This window comes from Rhodococcus sp. 66b (assembly GCF_002076325.1).
In the GTDB taxonomy this organism is placed as follows: domain Bacteria; phylum Actinomycetota; class Actinomycetes; order Mycobacteriales; family Mycobacteriaceae; genus Rhodococcus_F; species Rhodococcus_F erythropolis.
This window is the reverse complement of sequence record NZ_MUZB01000001.1, coordinates 396,791-413,656: the sequence shown is the minus strand read 5'-3', so window position 1 is coordinate 413,656 and position 16,866 is coordinate 396,791. Positions and strand designations below refer to the sequence as shown.

Genomic DNA, 16,866 nt, shown 5'->3' with positions numbered 1-16,866 from the left:
AAGGTCGCCAATCGATGTCCCGAAGTAAGTAGCAAAGGCTACCCTTAATGAGGTGAGGGTATCAATACTGCGAGCCCCCGTATAGCGGTCGACCCCGCGGAGCGATGCGACGTATGTCATAGTTTCGCCCCTTCACTCACGTCATCCCCTTCGGCGATGGCCGCAGCCTCGATCACGTCGACCAGCTGACCTGCCCATTCACGGACCGCACCCGCATCGACGCGGTCGGCACGGAACCCGAGAGTTGCAAAAACAGGCCCTTCGCCCACCGGCTCGTAAAAACTCAACGTCAAATCCGCATCGGGCACTCCCACCGGAATCGGTACGAGAGAACCGAAGTCGCCGAGCCCGTCCAAATCCGCCTGTTGGTGATGGATCACCATCACCTGAGGTCTCATGGACGCCGGATTACCCAGAGCCTGCTCGACATACACATACGAGACGTCCTGATTGCTCAGCGCTTCCAGGTTGCCTTCCCTCACCCGACCGAGCAATTCTGCAAACGTCGGACTACCGGACGTATCCGTGCGCAGGAGAACAACATTGAAGAAGGATCCGATCATCGGTTCGAGACGGGGATCCGACCTGCCCGCAACCAATGAACCGATCGGAAGATCGGTACCCGCCCCAGCCTTCGTGAGAACGGCAGCCAGCGCAGCCTGAAGGACCATGAACATACTCGTCCCGGTGCGCGCAGCCAGCGCGTCGATTCTGGCGTGCAGATCCGCGTCGATGTCGACAGAGACCACGTCACCCCGAAGTTCCGAGTCATCTTCCGGCAACGGAAGATTCACACTGGTCGGTATTCCGTCGAGCGCATCCTGCCAGTACGCAAGCTGCTTCGAGGCACGGCTGTCGACGTCCAGGGGGTCTCCCAACAGCTCGTCCGACCACACGGTGTAGTCGGCGTACGTCAACGCAAGCTCGTCCCAGATCGGTTGATCTCCCTGCGACCTGGCTGCATAAGCAGAGACCAGATCTCCCAGCAGCGGCACTACGGACCACTCGTCGACGGCGATGTAGTGCATGACGAGAAGCAGTGTCCGAGAGCCGTCTTCACCGAGAACCAGATGAACCCGCAACGGCGATTGCTCACGCAGATCCATCGGAAGTTGAGCGAGTTCGAACACCACTCGACCCACATCGCCGGCGCCGACATCGACCACATCGACAGTCGGCCGCACCGATTCTCTTGCCACGACGATGCCGTCGACCTCGACGAAGGTGGTCCGCAGGGGTTCGTGGCGCGACGTCACGTCGTCCAAAGCGTGCCCGAGAATCTCCGGATCGATCTTCGAATTCAGGGTCAGCGCCAGCGCGTGGCTTGCTTGCGGGTGCTCGCCGGCTGTGCGGAACAACTCCCACTGACGACGTTGCGGCGCAGACAGACCCATGGTCTCCGGACGCCTCGCCGCCGGCGCCAGGACCGGGCGTCCACCCTCCGAACGCGCAACGACTGCCGCCAACTCCGCAACGCTCGGTGCGTCGAACACGTCTCGAATACTGACGTCCACGCCGAACGCTTCACGAATGCGACCGACCAGTTTCATCGAAGCCATCGAATGTCCACCTAGTTCGAAGAAACTGTCGTGGACTCCGACGCTCGGGAGTTGCAATATCTCCGCGAAGGCAGCTGCAACCGTGGACTCCACGGCAGTGCGAGGAGCAACATCACCCGCCAACTCCGACCAGTCCGGAGCGGGCAACGCCTTGCGGTCGAGCTTTCCGTTGGGCGTCAACGGGAGCGGACCATCGAGAGCGACAACCATGGTCGGGACCATGTAATCGGGCAACGACATTGCAGCGAGATTTCGCACTGCCGTCGTGTCCACCACAGCACCGGGTTCGGGTGACACGTAACCGACCAGGCGCGTGATTTCGCCCTGCCGATCCGCGACGACCGTTGCCTGCTTCACCGAAGGATGGGCACTGAGAGCTCCGATGATTTCACCCAATTCGATTCGGAAACCGCGAATCTTGACCTGATCGTCCACGCGGCCGAGGAAGTCGATGTTTCCGTCCGAGCGCCACCGCGCTCGATCGCCGGTGCGATACATGCGATCGCCCGCGGTGAAGGGATCGGCGATGAATCTCTGTGCCGTCAGATCGAATCGGCCCAGGTAGCCTCTCGCCAGGCCGCGTCCCGCGATGTACAGCTCGCCGGATACTCCCGGCGGAACCGGACGCAGTTGATCGTCGAGCACGTACGCCTGTTCGTTGGGGTCTGGGACTCCGATGGGCACAGCACCGTTCCAACCGGGTTCCGCCTGCCACAGTGTGTTGTTCACCGTGGCTTCGGTGAGTCCGTACGCGGCAAGCAAATTCAGCCGCTCCGCCCATCGCCCGATCAGCTCGGGCGGAACCGTCTCGGTTCCGACCAACACCGTGCAACCCTGCGGTACTTCACATCCCGCCGGCAGGGCGGCCAGCAACGAGGGAGGGATGATTGCATGAGTCACGCGATTGCTCGTCATGAAATCGGTCAACGCCGGGCCGGCCACTCGTGCGCTCTGCGGCACGATCACCAGGGTGCTGCTCGTGCACAGAGCCATCGCCAATTCGAATACCGCAACGTCGAAGCCGACCGAAGCGAACTGCATCACCACCGAACCCGGTACCAGTCGCATCCGAACCTCAGCTGTCGCAACAAGACTCGGAATACCGTCATGGGAAAGGACGGCGCCCTTCGGCTTGCCGGTCGATCCCGAAGTGTAGATGACATAGGCCGCGTGGTTGACGCCAACTGGTGGCCTGGGAGTTTCGACGATCACTGCCTCGTCCAGTTCCGCTCGGATCAGCGGCTCGTCCAAGAGGATTCGCTCGACGCCGACCACATCCTCGATCCGCGAGCCTTCCTCCGAGGTGGACAGTAGTACCGAGGTGCGAGAATCGGTGAGCATGTAGGCGATGCGCTCGCTCGGGTGGCTCAGATCCAGGGGTAGATACGCTGCTCCCAGCTTGAGCACGGCGAGGACCGACGCGACCATCTCCACCGAACGCGGGACGGCAAGTCCCACCACGTCTTCGACCGAGACCCCGCGCCGATACAGCACGCCGGCTATCCGATCACATTGCTCGGAGAGCTCGCGGTACGTGGCCTGCCCCGCCTCGTCGCGCACCGCGATCGCCTCGGGTGTAGCAGCGACCCCACGCACGAAGGCGTCGTAGAACGTTTCCTCCGGCACGTCGACGGCGGTGTCGTTGAACGAGGTGACAACTTGCTCGAGTTCGCCTGGCAAGAAGATGTCGATGTCGCCGATCTCAATGTCGGCAGATTCCACGACTGCCGCGATCACCGATTCCAATCGGTTCGAAATTCGCTGTGCTGTTTCGCGATCGAAGAGGTCGCTGCCGTATTCGAGTCGGACGTCGATGCAGCCTTCGTCGCCGAGGTACTCGGTGAAGTTGAACACCAGATCGAACTTGGCTGTGTACTCCTCGAGTTCGAACGGATCCCCGCCCATCTCCTCGCGGCTGTGATAGCCGACCATGACCTGGAACAGCGGGTTGCGTGCCAAGGTGCGCGACGGATTGAGAAGTTCCACCACAGTTTCGAAGGGAACATCGGCGTTGGCGAAGGCCTCGAGGTCTCCCTCGCGAACGCGATCCACCAACTCCCGGAACGTCGGGTTACCCGACGTATCCGTGCGCAGCACAATCGTATTGACGAAGAAGCCGACCAAGTCGTCGAGCCCCTGTTCGCTACGTCCGGCTACGGGAGCGCCGAGGGGAAGGTCCTCACCCGCTCCGAGCGCAGTCAGCAACGCCGCCGACGCCGCGTGCAGGACCATGAACATCGAACTCTGGCTCTCGCGCGCCAGATCTCGCAGTGCGGCAGTTGTGTCCACACCCAACCGTGTTACCACTGCGCCACCGGAGAAACTCGGTCTGGCCGGTCGGCTCCGGTCGGTGGGAAGCAGCAGTTCTTCGGGGGCTCCGTCCAAACTCTTCGCCCAGAAGTCCAACTGCGTGCTCAGGACACTCGACGGATCGTCGGCGCTGCCGAGCAATTCCCGTTGCCACAGGGTGTAGTCCGCGTACTGAACCGGTAGCGGTTCGAAAGCTGGCTCCTCGCCCTGAATCCGAGAGGAGTAGGCAGACATCAGATCGCGCAGGAACGGCCGATCGGACCATTCGTCCGTTGTGATGTGATGCAGGACGATCACGACGATTACGGCACCGTCTACTCGGATCAGACGGGCGCGAATCGGAATCTCGTTCGAAAGGTCGAACGGACGGCCCACTGCCACTGCAACTTCGCCGGCGACACCGGATTCCCGTGAATGAACTGTCTCGACCGGAACCTTCGCCGATTCGAGAATTATCTGTTCCGGTGTTCCGTCCACCAACCGGAATACCGTACGCAAGGATTCGTGTCGTTCAACGACGTCGCCCAGCGCCGCGGCGAAGATGTCCGCGTCCAATGCACTGTCCAAGCGGAGCACGATCGGGAAGTTGTAGGCCGCGGAGTTCTCTTCCATCTGTCCGATCAGCCACAAACGCTGTTGAGCGGCAGAAAGTGGAAGGTGGTCCGGCCGCGGCTTCGCTACCAGCATCGGTCGCGTTGATCCCTGCTCGACCACAATGCGTTCCGCGAGTTCCGCGACGGTCGGTGCTTCGAAGAGATCACGCATGGTCAGACTGTTCGGAATGGCGATCCGAGCTCGACTGATCAGTTTGGTGGCCAGAAGCGAGTGCCCACCGAGGTCGAAGAAGTTGTCGTCGACACCGATGTCGTCCACATCGAGTACGTCGGAGAAGAGCTCACAGAGAACCTCTTCCGTGTGGTTCCGCGGTGCAATCGACTCCCCACTCCGCTCCCCCAGCACCGAATCGGCCGTGGGCAGTGCCTTGACGTCGAGCTTGCCGTTGACGGTCATCGGTAGAGACTCCACCTCGATCACCACGGCCGGAACCATGTAGTCGGGTAGGAGAACTCGCGCCTGCGCGCGATAGTCGTGCACGGCGCCGAGTTGCACGGGTGTCACGTAGCCGACGAGCCTCTTGACTCCGCCCGCCCCGACGTCGACCACGACCGCTGCTTGCCGCACGTGCTCGTCGGATTCGAGAACGGAGACGATTTCGCTCGGCTCGATGCGGTGACCTCTGATCTTCACCTGGTCGTCGGTGCGGCCCAGGAAGTCCAGGTTGCCGTCAGCGCGTCGCCGCACCAGATCCCCGGTGCGGTACATACGTTCTCCGGTCCCGGCCGGATCTGCGACGAAGCGCTCGGACGTGAGCGCAAAGCGTCCGAGGTAGCCGCGAGCCAAACCGGCTCCGGCAATGTACAGTTCGCCGGCAACTCCATCGGGGACCGGTCGCAGCCAGCCGTCGAGAATGTGCGCGGCGGTGTTCCAGATCGGCTTGCCGACCGTCGGGGTGTCACTGTCGGTCGTTCCGCCGCCGAGAGTGTTGATCGTGTATTCCGTCGGACCGTAGAGGTTGTAGCCCACGGTTCCCTCGGTCTCGCGCAGCCTGTTCCACACCGAATCCGGAACGGCTTCACCGCCGAGCAGGACCAGCGGCGGACGGTGTTGTCCCACAGCGTCGTCGAGCAGCCCGCTGTCGATCAGGTGCGTCGCGTAGGTCGGTGTCACGTTGACGACGTCGATTTCCTGTGCGTCGCAGTACGCAACGAGCGCCTCGGCATCACGACGCAGATCCTCGTCACAGATGTGGACCTCGTGGCCTTCCACGAGCCACAGAAGTTCCTCCCACGACATGTCGAAGGCGAAGGACACGGTGTGCGCGATCCGCAGGCGCCGGCCCGTCGCGGCGATCACCGGTTCGAAGATCGCCTCGCGGTGGTTGAACTGCATGTTCGTCAAGCCGCGGTAACCGGTGACCACGCCCTTGGGCTTGCCGGTCGAACCGGAGGTGTAGATGACGTACGCGGGGTGGTCGAGCCGATGCGGTGCTCCCGGGGCGAATGCTCCGAGTTCCGCCGCGGAGAGTGCCCGCGCCGAGATCGTCAGTCGCCTTGCCGCAGTGTCCGGCTCGTCGAGCACGATGGTCCGAATGTCCGCGGTGCGGACGTCCGCGCCTTCGAATTTCGGTGCGGCGGCGACAGTCGTCAGCAACACGACCGGATCCGCGTCGTCGATCATCACGGCCAACCGTTCGGCCGGATGGTCGAGTTCGAGGGGTAGGTAGGCAGCGCCCGTGCGCAATACGGCGAAGAGCGCGACGACCATGTCCACCGAGCGCGGCAGACCAAGAGCCACGATCTTTTCCGGCCCGGCGCCGTAGTTGATCAGCAACCGCGCCATCCGATTGATCTCGCCGTCGAGATCGGCGTAGGTCATCCGACGCTTCCCGAACACGAGTGCCGTGTCGTTCGGTTGCGCCGACGCCACCTCTTCGAACAGGTCGGCAATGGTGCGCTCCGGCAACTCTCGGATCTGCGTCTGCTGCGCTACCGCGGGAATCGGCGTCGCAACGACCGAACCTGTCATATCCTGCGACCAACTCTGGAGCAGGTCGACGAAGTGACCGAGCAGGTCCTCGGCTCGGCGCGCGGTCACCAGATGCGGATGGAACTCGAACTTGACGTTGACGGTGGTACCCGGGGTGACAACCACGGTCAGCGGATAGTGCGTGTGATCGATACTGTCGCTGCCGCTCACGTCGTGTGCGGCATTGAGTGCGTCGACCTGCTTCTCGTCCACGAAGTTCTGCAGGACCATCAGCACGTCGAACAGTTGACGATGCTCGGAAACACGTTGGATCGAGGCCAATCCGAGGTAGTCAAATGGCATCAGCGAAAGACGATCCGCCTGCGTTCGGCGAAGAAGTTCCTCGACGCTCTCGTTCGGATCCAGTTGCAGCCGAACGGGAACGGTGTTGAGGAACATGCCCACCACGGTGTCGATTCCCGGCACCTCCGGTGGCCTTCCGGCAACCGTGGAGCCGAAGACGACGTCCTGTCGACCGGTGGCCGACGCCAGCACCAGAGCCAGCGCTGCGTTCAGTACCGTATTGAACGTGACGCCGGACGCGGCAGCGCGCTCACGCAATGCACGCGAAAGCGATTCCGACAGAACCGCATCGCGGCGATCCGGAAGCTGAGGTTCGACGCCGGGCGCAGGCTCGGCAACAAGCGTCGGCTCCTCGAGTCCTGCGAGCGCTCCGCGCCACCCCGCGTCGGCGGCTGCACCGTCGCGGTCGGCCAACCAGGCGAGGTAGGCCTCGAACGACCCCTCGGGTTCGCCGAATGCGCTGTCGTCCCCGCCGGTGTCGTACAGCGCCAGAAGCTGGCTGACGACAAGGCCGTTGGACCAGCCGTCCCACAACAGGAACTGCCGGTTGATCACCAGTCGATCATGTCCGCCGGGCAGATGCAGCACGCTCATACGCCACAGCGGCGGCGCGGTCAGGTCGAATGGAGTCACTCTGTCTTGGGCGGCGACGGCCTCGGCGCGCTCACGAGCAGCCGAGTCGTCGAGTTCACGGAGATCGTGGACGGCGACGGGAACATCGAGTCCCGCACTGAAGAACTGCGCAGGCTCGTTCAGTCCTTCGCTCACGAATCCCGCTCGCAACGTGGGATTTCGTCGTTGAAGTGTCCGGGCGGCCGCAGCCAACCTGTCGACATCGAGGGTGTGCCCGAAGTCCATCGAGAACTGTGCCGTGTAGATGTCCCCACCACTGCGGCTGTCGCTGCTGCCTGCGTAGCCGGCTTGGAAGTACAGGCCTTCCTGCAACGGTGAGAGTGGGAGGATGCTACTGACACCCGCCGGGCTCGCATCGGATATCGCGTCGATCTCGGCCTGACTCAGGTCGAGCAACGGCACATCGGACGGGGTCAGGATGGGAGGCCCGTCATGCTCCGCGGCCGCAGCCGCCAGATCGCCGAGCGCCGAAACCCAGCCGTCGGAGAGTGACTGCGCATCCTCCTCGGACAAATCTTCACTTGCCCAGGCGAAGTCGGCACGGAGTTCCGAATCCACGCTGACGACATTCACGATCAGCCGATACGGACCTCCCATGTCTGCGTCGGGATCGGTGGACATGGCTTCGGATTCCGCTGCCAGGGACCATGCTGTCGATCCAGCTGTCGTCGTACGTCCGAGATAATTGAACAGGATCTGAGATTCGGAGCGCCCCGCCAATCTCGATGCCGTACGTGCATTCACGTACCGCAACATCCCGTAGCCGATACCGCCGTCCGGAGCCGCCCGCAGGCTCTCCTTCACTTCGCGCAGCGTGTCCACCGGGTCGGTTCCGCCGAGCAGTCGCATCGGGGCAATCGTGGTGAACCAGCCGACTGTTCGCGACAGATCGGTCCCGGGTACCAACTCCTCGCGGCCGTGCCTTTCGAGATCGACCAGCAGTTCGCGCTCACTGCGACCGGTGGAACGACGCCAGCGATCGACCGACATCGCCAACGCAGCCAACAGAACATCCGTTCCCTCAGCACCCAGCATGGCCGGAACCGTTCCGAGTGCCGCCTCGGAGATTGCTCCGTCCACCGTGACCGTGCGCCTCGAGCCTCCGGATACAACGGCATAGCTCGCGGTACCGGGGATCAACTCCGCGCCCGGAGCGGTCACGGTCAGCCAGTGATCGAGTTCGGCAAATCGATGAGCACTGCTTGCGTGTTCGGCCACCGTGCGGGAGAAGGTACGCAGCGAAGTTCCGACGGCGTCCAATGCTGCGGGCTCTCCGGCCTCGACGGCCACCCAGGCCATCGCGAGATCCTCGAGCAGGGTTCCCCACGAAACCCCGTCCACGACCAGATGGTGCGCGACTATCGCGAGTCGGCCCAGATTCTCAGCGCCACAATCGAACCAGACCACCGAGACCATCCGTCCTGCAGACGGATCCAATCGACTGGTCGCCCGCTCGGAACGTACGGTGATGAGCGTCCGCAACTCGGCGTCATCCAGTCCCCGAGCATCAACGCGTTCGACAAGGTTCGCTGCCCGGATACTGCCGGGTTCCTCGATCCGCGCCGACCACATTCCGCGGTCATGTCGGATCAAGGTCTGGCGAAGTCCGTCGTGGTGATCGAGCACGGCCTGCATTGCGCCGGTGATCGAATCGAGAGATGTTGCCGGGGAGTGGATCAGAACTGCCTGGTTGAAGCGATCGGTACCACCCGTCCATTCGGACAAGCGGTGAACCACCGGCAGCGGAACCAGCTCACCCACGCCGATGTCGGCCGTGACGGTGGCAACCGACGTGGCGACATCACCCACCGCTGCGGCGATCGCAGCGGGAGTGCGCAGTTCGAAGATCTGACGCGGGGTCAGCACTACCGAATCACGACGAGCCAGGTTGACCAGTCGGATCGCCAGGATACTGTCGCCGCCGAGAGTGAAGAAGTCGTCGCGTGCCCCGACGCGTGGCAGGCCGAGAACTGTCGCGAAATGCCTGGCGAGGAGGTCGGCAACGCCCGAGGAAACTACTCCCGTCGTTTCGCCCACCTGTGCCGCGAAATCCGGTGCCGGTAGGGCTTTTCGGTCGAGCTTGCCACTCGGGCTCAGCGGCAGCGACTCGAGCCGCACGAACGCGCTCGGCACCATGAACTCCGGTAGCACGGACAACAACTGCCCTCGAACCGCAGCGTCATCAGCATCTCCGACCAGATAGGCGACCACCTGTGCGCGGTTACTCGGACCGTCGGTTCGGACGATCACGGCACTTGCCGAGACTCCGGGGCACAATGCCAACTGCGCTTCGATTTCACCGAGCTCGATGCGGAATCCACGAACCTTCACCTGCTCGTCGACACGGCCGAGGTACTCGAGAACGCCGTCGGCATTCCACCGCACGATGTCACCGGTCCGGTACATCCGCGAGCCGCCGTCGCTGTACGGATTCGCCACAAATCTTTCGGAGGTCAATCCCCCACGTCCATGGTAACCACGCGCCAGTTGTGGTCCAGCCAGATACAGCTCACCGGTGGCACCGGCCGGAACGTTCTGCAGATACGGATCGAGAACGAACAGGCCGGTATTGACGGCGGGTGCGCCGATCGGGACACTCACCGCGTCTGCCGGAGTGTCCTGCACCGATGGCTGCCAACTGACGTCGACGGCAGCCTCGGTGGGGCCGTAGAGGTTGTCCACCAGAACGTTCGGCAGGATCTCGGCAACCTTGCGCGCAACGTGAACGGGCAGTGCCTCACCGCTGCAGTTGACGATCTCGAGGGAAGAGCACAGTGCTGCTTTCGGCTCCGCAAGAAACACTTCGAGCATCGACGGAACAAAATGCACTCGGGTTACGGAATGTTCGACGATGACGTCGGCCAGATAGCCCGGATCCTTGTGCCCGTCCGGCTCGGCCATCACCAGAGTTGCCCCCACCAGGAACGGCCAGAAGAATTCGGGGACGGAGACGTCGAAACTCGACGGGGTCTTCTGCAGCATCCGGTCGGAGAAGTCCAGCGGACGTATCTGCTGTGCCCAGAGCAATCGGTTGACCACACCCTCGTTGGTGACCACAACGCCTTTGGGACGACCGGTCGAACCCGAGGTGTAGATCATGTACGCGGCATCCGCGGGCGATCCTGGGACACTCAGCGGTTCGGCTGGGAACTGCGCGGACTCCGATACCGTCACCCGCGGAACCGAACCCGAATCGAGTGAAGAATCTTCCGACACCACGACGCACACCGGATCGGCGTCGTCCAGCATGTACGTCAGCCGCTCCGCCGGATAGCCGGTGTCGAGCGGAACGTATGCTCCCCCGGCCTTCCCGATGCCGAGTATCGCAACCATCAGATCGACCGAGCGCGGCAAGGCAACCGCCACCAATGATTCGCGTCCGACGCCACGTTCGTGCAGCAGATGCGCAAAACGATCAGCGCGAGAGTGAAGTTCGGCGTAGGTCAGCGACTCTTCACGGAAGATCACTGCGGTGGCTTCGGGCGTACGCCCGGCTTGATCCTGCAGCAGCTCGGTCAGCGTTGCGCGCGGCCGATCCAAGGCACTGCCGATGCTCCCCGGCTGTGCGGGTGCCAGCGCGATCCGGCCGATGACCTGGTCGAGATCGCGAGAGAGTTCTACGAGCACGACTGCGAGAGCTTCGGCCAGCGACGCAGCGGCATCGCCGTCCACCTGAGCAGTGTCGTACTTGAGCTCCAACGCCAATTGATCGCCGGGGACGACGATCAGGGTCAGCGGGTAGGCCGGTCGCTCGTCGAATCGAATTCCCGTCAGTCTCACCGAGTTCGTCGGATCAGCGATTGCCGTGTCACCGAGTGGATAGTTCTCGAACACGACCAGTGATTCGAAGTTCTGCTCCAGTCCGCCGGTCCGCCGCAGTTCCGGTAGCCCCAGGTACTGATGGTCGAGTAGTTCCGATTGTTCCCTCTGCCAACGAGAAAGTGCTTGCGCGGCTGTCTCTGCCGGATCGAACCGCAACCGAGCCGGCACAGTGTTGATGAACAAGCCCACCATGGACTCGATGCCGGGCAGGTCTCCACCGCGTCCCGATACGGTTGATCCGAACAGCACGTCTGTTCGGCCGGTCATTCGGCCGAGCACCAGTCCCCAGGCGCCGTGCACGAGCGTGCTCAGCGTCAAACCGTAGGAGCGTCCGGTGGTCGACAGCGCGCGAGTATCACTGTCGGACAGCCCGACTCGGGTAGCATGGACACCGCTGCTGCCCGCGCTCGGCGCGGGAAGTTCGACCGCGGGCCCGGGAGAGTTCAGTGCTTTTCTCCACACCGCTGCCGAAGCCTCGTGATCGTGGCCGGCCAACCATTCGAGGTAGCTGCGGTACGGCGCCGGACTCGGGAGCACCACGCCGGAATCGCCAACGCTGTACGACGCCATCAGCTCCCGCAGCATCACCGGGACCGACCATCCGTCTGCAACCGCATGGTGAATCGACTGCAGCAGAAGGTACTTCTCCGAAGAGGCACGGAGCAGTGTGTAACGGACGAGCGGCGGCTGCGCGAGGTCGAACCCGCGCGCGCGGTCGGCGGAAAGCAGTTCATCCACGTCGGCGCCGGCATCCGTGACTACTGCCATCTCCACGACGACGCTCGGGTGCACCACCTGCACGACCCGGCCGTCGCCCAGGACCGAGAATCCGGTGCGCAGCGCCTCGTGTCGATCCACGACGGATTGCAGCGCACGGCGCAGAGCCGCGCTGTCCACGGCGCCGGTCAGCTCCACGACCTGTTGCACGACATACTGATCAGCCCCCGGATCGGCAAAAGCCGAATGGAAGTAGATCCCTTCCTGCAACGGAGTGAGCGGGAGAATCTCTTCTGCCTTCGGCAACCCGTCCACATCCGCCTGAGTGAGCGCCACCAGAGGGTAGTCGGACGGTGTCGCGCCGCCGAAGGCTGCGAGCCCGGACACGGCCTTGAGCGAGTCCAGCCACAACCGCGCAAACCTGTCGATGTCGCTACGCAGGAAGATATTCGACGCCCAGGTCAGAGTGGCCCTCAGTCGTGGCCCACCGGCCGCTTCCTCGGCTACGACGTCGACAGACAACGCGTGACCCAACGGCATGGACGGATCGGCAGCGCCGTCCATCGACACCGGGAACCAGTCCCCCTCTGCAACTGCAGTGCGCCCCAGATAGTTGAGCACCACCTCGGGTGCTGCGACGCTACGCAACTGATCCGAGCTGCCGAGGTATCGCAATGCGCCGTACCCGAAGCCTGCGTTCGGGACGCGTCGAAGTTGCTCCTTGACGCTCTTGAGAACCACCGCCAACTCACCGCTCGCTTCGAGATCCGGAGCGGCTGTATCGATTTCGAGTGCAACCGGGAATACCGTGGTGAACCATCCGACAGTACGTGTCAGGTCGACGTGCGCAGCGCCGTCACCGCGAACGATGTCTTCGTCGCGTCCGTGCCCTTCCAAGTCGATCGTCACCGATGCGGCACCGCTCCACTTGGTCAGCGCAACGGCCAATGCGGTGATCAGCACTTCGCTCACGTCGGCCCCGAATGCCCTTGGGACACTGCCCAACAACCGATCGGCGAATTCCGGAGGCAGGGTGATCGATCGCGCCGCGGCGGTGCGCGCGAGGTCAACTGCCGGGTCGAGTGCCCGACGGCCGAGAGGTGACTGTTGTGCGGAAGTCACCGAGTCCCAGAACTCGATCTCCGAGTCCAGTCGCCCGGCTCCGACCGCCTCCGAAACGAGTTCGGCGTACCTTCTCACCGACGTGCCGACCGGAGCGAGTGAGGGTTCGTCGCCTTGTATCGCTGCGATACCCGCGCGCGCAAGGTCTTCGAGGATGATGCGCCAGGAGACACCGTCGACGACCGCGTGGTGGATGACAAGCAACAGTCTTCCGGGACCGGTCGCAGTGGTGAAAAGAACAGCACTGACCATCGTGCCGTCTGCCGGGTTCAGACGCCTGACGGCTCGCTCGGTCTCGGCGACGATCAGCGGTCCGCATTCTTCGAGCGGCACCGGTAGTGCACGGGTCTCGAAGACCACAGCCAATTCGTTGGTGGCCGGAACAAGCAGCGATCCTTCGGAAGTCAACTTCGCACGAAGTCCATCGTGGCGTGCCACCAGGGCATCGAGCGCCGCCTCGACATGCTCGGACGTCAAAGCTGACGGAGTCTGAATCAGCGCTCGCTGATGGAAGGTTCGTGCTACGTCCAGCGTCCCGAGGGCCCTGGCAGCGATGGGCGTCGTGGCTACGTGGCCGATCGGTTCGTCCGAATGATCGACGATCTCAGCCGTTCGGCCGGATTGGGCGCGCGCCATCGCCTCGGCGGTGCGCAGCTGAAACACCTCGCGTGGACTGATCGACAAACCGGCTGCACGAGCCGCGGTCACGAGCGAGATCGCGACGATGCTGTCACCGCCCAGTGCAAAGAAATCGTCGGTCACGCCAACCGATTCGAGACCTACCGCCGACGCGATCAACGTGCAGAATTGTTGTTCGACTTCGTTTCTCGCGGCGACGTGTGCACTCAGTTCGGCGAGATCGGGCTCAGGAAGGGCTCGACGGTCGAGTTTGCCGTTGGCCGTGAGCGGAAACTCGTCGAGGACAGTGACGGTGGTCGGGACCATGTAGTCGGGCAGCTTGCTCGCCGCCCACTCGCGAATGTCCTGTGAGTCGACCGCAAGGTTCGTCCCCGACGCTGCACTCACGTACGCGGCGAGATACTTTGCACCTGTGGGTGCTTGACGCACCAGAACTGCCACGTGGCGCACTCCGGGGTGTGAGATCACGGCGGCTTCGACGTCTTCGAGTTCTAGGCGCATGCCACGAATCTTCACCTGATTGTCCGTGCGCCCCAGGAAGTCGAGGGTGCCGTCGGCGGTCCATCGAGCCAAGTCACCGGTGCGATACATCCGGGATCCGGCCAAATCACCGGAAACAAAGGGATCTGCAAGAAAACGAGACGCGGTCAACGCCGACGCGCCCACATATCCGCGCCCCAGTAAGAAGCCCGCTGCGTAGAGTTCGCCGCCGGTGCCGACCGGAACCGGCTGCAGGTCACCGTCCAACACGTACAGGCGAGTGTTGGGGTTCGGGCGCCCGATGGATGTGGCAATTCGTTCCGCGTCCTCGCGGTAGATCACATGGGAGACACCGATAGTCGCTTCCGCCGGCCCGTAGCCGTGATACAGCGTCGTGGACAGTTGGGCACGGAACCGATCGAAGAGTTCAGGCGTGAGAACCTCACCGCCGCACCACACGTGCTTCAACGAATCGAGCTGATCGGTCCCGTTCGCCAGATCCAGAAGGATGTCGAGCATCGACGAAACCAAGTAGACAAAAGTGACCGATTCTCCGGCAATCAGGTCGAGCAGGTATTGCGGGTCGCGTTCCCCCTCTGGCTTCGCGATCACCAATCGACCGCCGGAGACGAGCGGGAGCAGGATCTCGTTGATCGAGATGTCGAACGAGAGTGGGGCTTTGAACAGAGAGGCATCGCCGGACCCGAACCCGAGAATCCGCTCCCGCTGCCACAGCAACCTTGCGCAGATTGCCTCGTGGCGGATCATGGCGCCCTTCGGACGTCCGGTCGAACCGGACGTGAAGATGACGTACGCGAGTTGGGCACCGTGAATACGTATGCCAGAGGTCATTATCTCGGACAGGTCCGAAGGCCCGTCCTCGTATGCCCACGCGGAGAGATCGACCAATACGGAGTCGTCTACGCCGTCCGAGGTGAGCACCAATGTGGCACCGGCATCGGTGAGTACCGATTCGCGGCGCTCTGCGGGCCAGGACGGATCCAGTGGCACGAAGGCGCCGCCGGCGCACATGACGGCCAACAACCCCACCACCATCTCGGCGGATCTCGGAAGGCCGATCGCCACAACGCTTTCGGGTGCGACGCCGCGCGAGATCAAGTGCGCGGCGAGCTGCGATACCCGACTTTCGAGCTCGCCGTAGGTCAGCCGGATATCGCCGTCGACCACGGCGACAGCGCCCCGATCGGCCGAGAAGCTGCTGCGCAACAAATCCGGCACCGTCGTCACGGGCTGCGGTTCTGCGGTGTCGTTCCACCCATGGAGAACGAGTTCACGCTCCGCGGGCGACATGGGGTCGAGTGCCGAGATCGGAAGCTGCGGCTCGGCCACGAATCGATCGAGGAACTGTTCGATTCTGGCGGTGTGATCGGCCAACTCCCTGTCGAATCCGGCCGGGGCGCGGACGTCGATCTCGATCGGTTCCCCGTCCTGACCACCGCGCACGCTCAGATCCAGGTCACTGACCCGACCGGTCACCGAATTACGCACGCGCACCGGGCAGCCGCCGAAGGTGAGTGTGTGTTCGAACATCATCGAGTTGATGCCGGGACCGAAGACCTGGCGGTCGGGATCGATTGCTCGCACGTCGCGTGCGAGATCCTCGCCCCGGTACCGCCCGTGCTTGAGTATCGAGATCAAGGCGGTGTCGAGACGAGTTGCCAACTGGCCGATGGTTTCCGAGCGTTCGACTCGAATACCGAGCGGCAGAATCGTCGACGCCATCGAGGGAGTGCGCCGCATGTCGCGACCCACCCGAGCGGCCATCGGCACCGAGACGACAACGTCGTGCTGTCCGGTGGTTCGTGCAATGTACGCGATCAGCGCAGCCATGGGCAGGCGAGTTCGCCGAATCCCGGCGTCGGCGGCATAGCGATAGAGCTGCGCTGCACGATCGACGTCGAGCGTGAGCATCGCCGCGATCGACGGCAGCGAATCATCCACCTGCCCATGCAGAATCCGCGTTGCTTCCGGTCCTGATTCAACTCGTTCGACCCAGTACTGACGGTCGAGCTGGAACCGCGGAGAGTTCCGGTATTCCAGATCGGCCGCCACCACCGCATCGAGCGACCACACCGGCGCCGCAGTCTCGAGGTTCGGATCGTCGTACCGCTCGGCTACGTCGGCGACGATGAGCGAGATGCCGTACCCGTCGACCACGCTGTGGTGATAGCGCTGATACCAGATGACTCGGTCGTCAGCAGTTCGCAGAAGCACCTGGCGGAACAGCAGATCGTCCGCACCGAAGACCCGAGCCATATCGGTGTCCATCCACGACTGCGCAGTCGAATCGGGATCCGCCTCGGCGCGAAGGTCGAGAATTTCCACGTCCCAGCGCGCATCCGGAATCGGCACCTGGATCAGCTGGTTGTCAGCATCCACCCGAAAGTGCACGAACAGCGCTTCGACGCGCCCGACTGTGGCCTTGATCGCCGCTGCCGCGCGCTCGACGTCGATCGTCCCGTCGACCTCGACGACAAGTCCGATGTTGTACACCGGACTGCTCGGATCGACGTTCTGAGCAACCCACACCTCACGCTGAGCGGCCGTCGCCGGGAGCGTTGCGTCCAGATCGCCACCGCCCGATACAGACGGGTGAGCTACCTGAGAGTGGTCAGACATCGAGAAATCCGATCATCGTCGTTCATGCTCATCGAACGACGAACACCCTCGCAAG

1 protein-coding gene is annotated in these 16,866 nt (G+C 63.2%); it reads right to left on the bottom strand.

Going from position 1 to position 16,866, the window contains the following annotated elements:
• Positions 1–116: 116 nt before the first annotated feature.
• Complete coding sequence (locus B0E55_RS01850; protein WP_080908964.1) at positions 117–16,811, bottom strand: non-ribosomal peptide synthetase; 16,695 nt, start codon at positions 16,809–16,811, stop codon at positions 117–119.
• Positions 16,812–16,866: the final 55 nt, after the last annotated feature.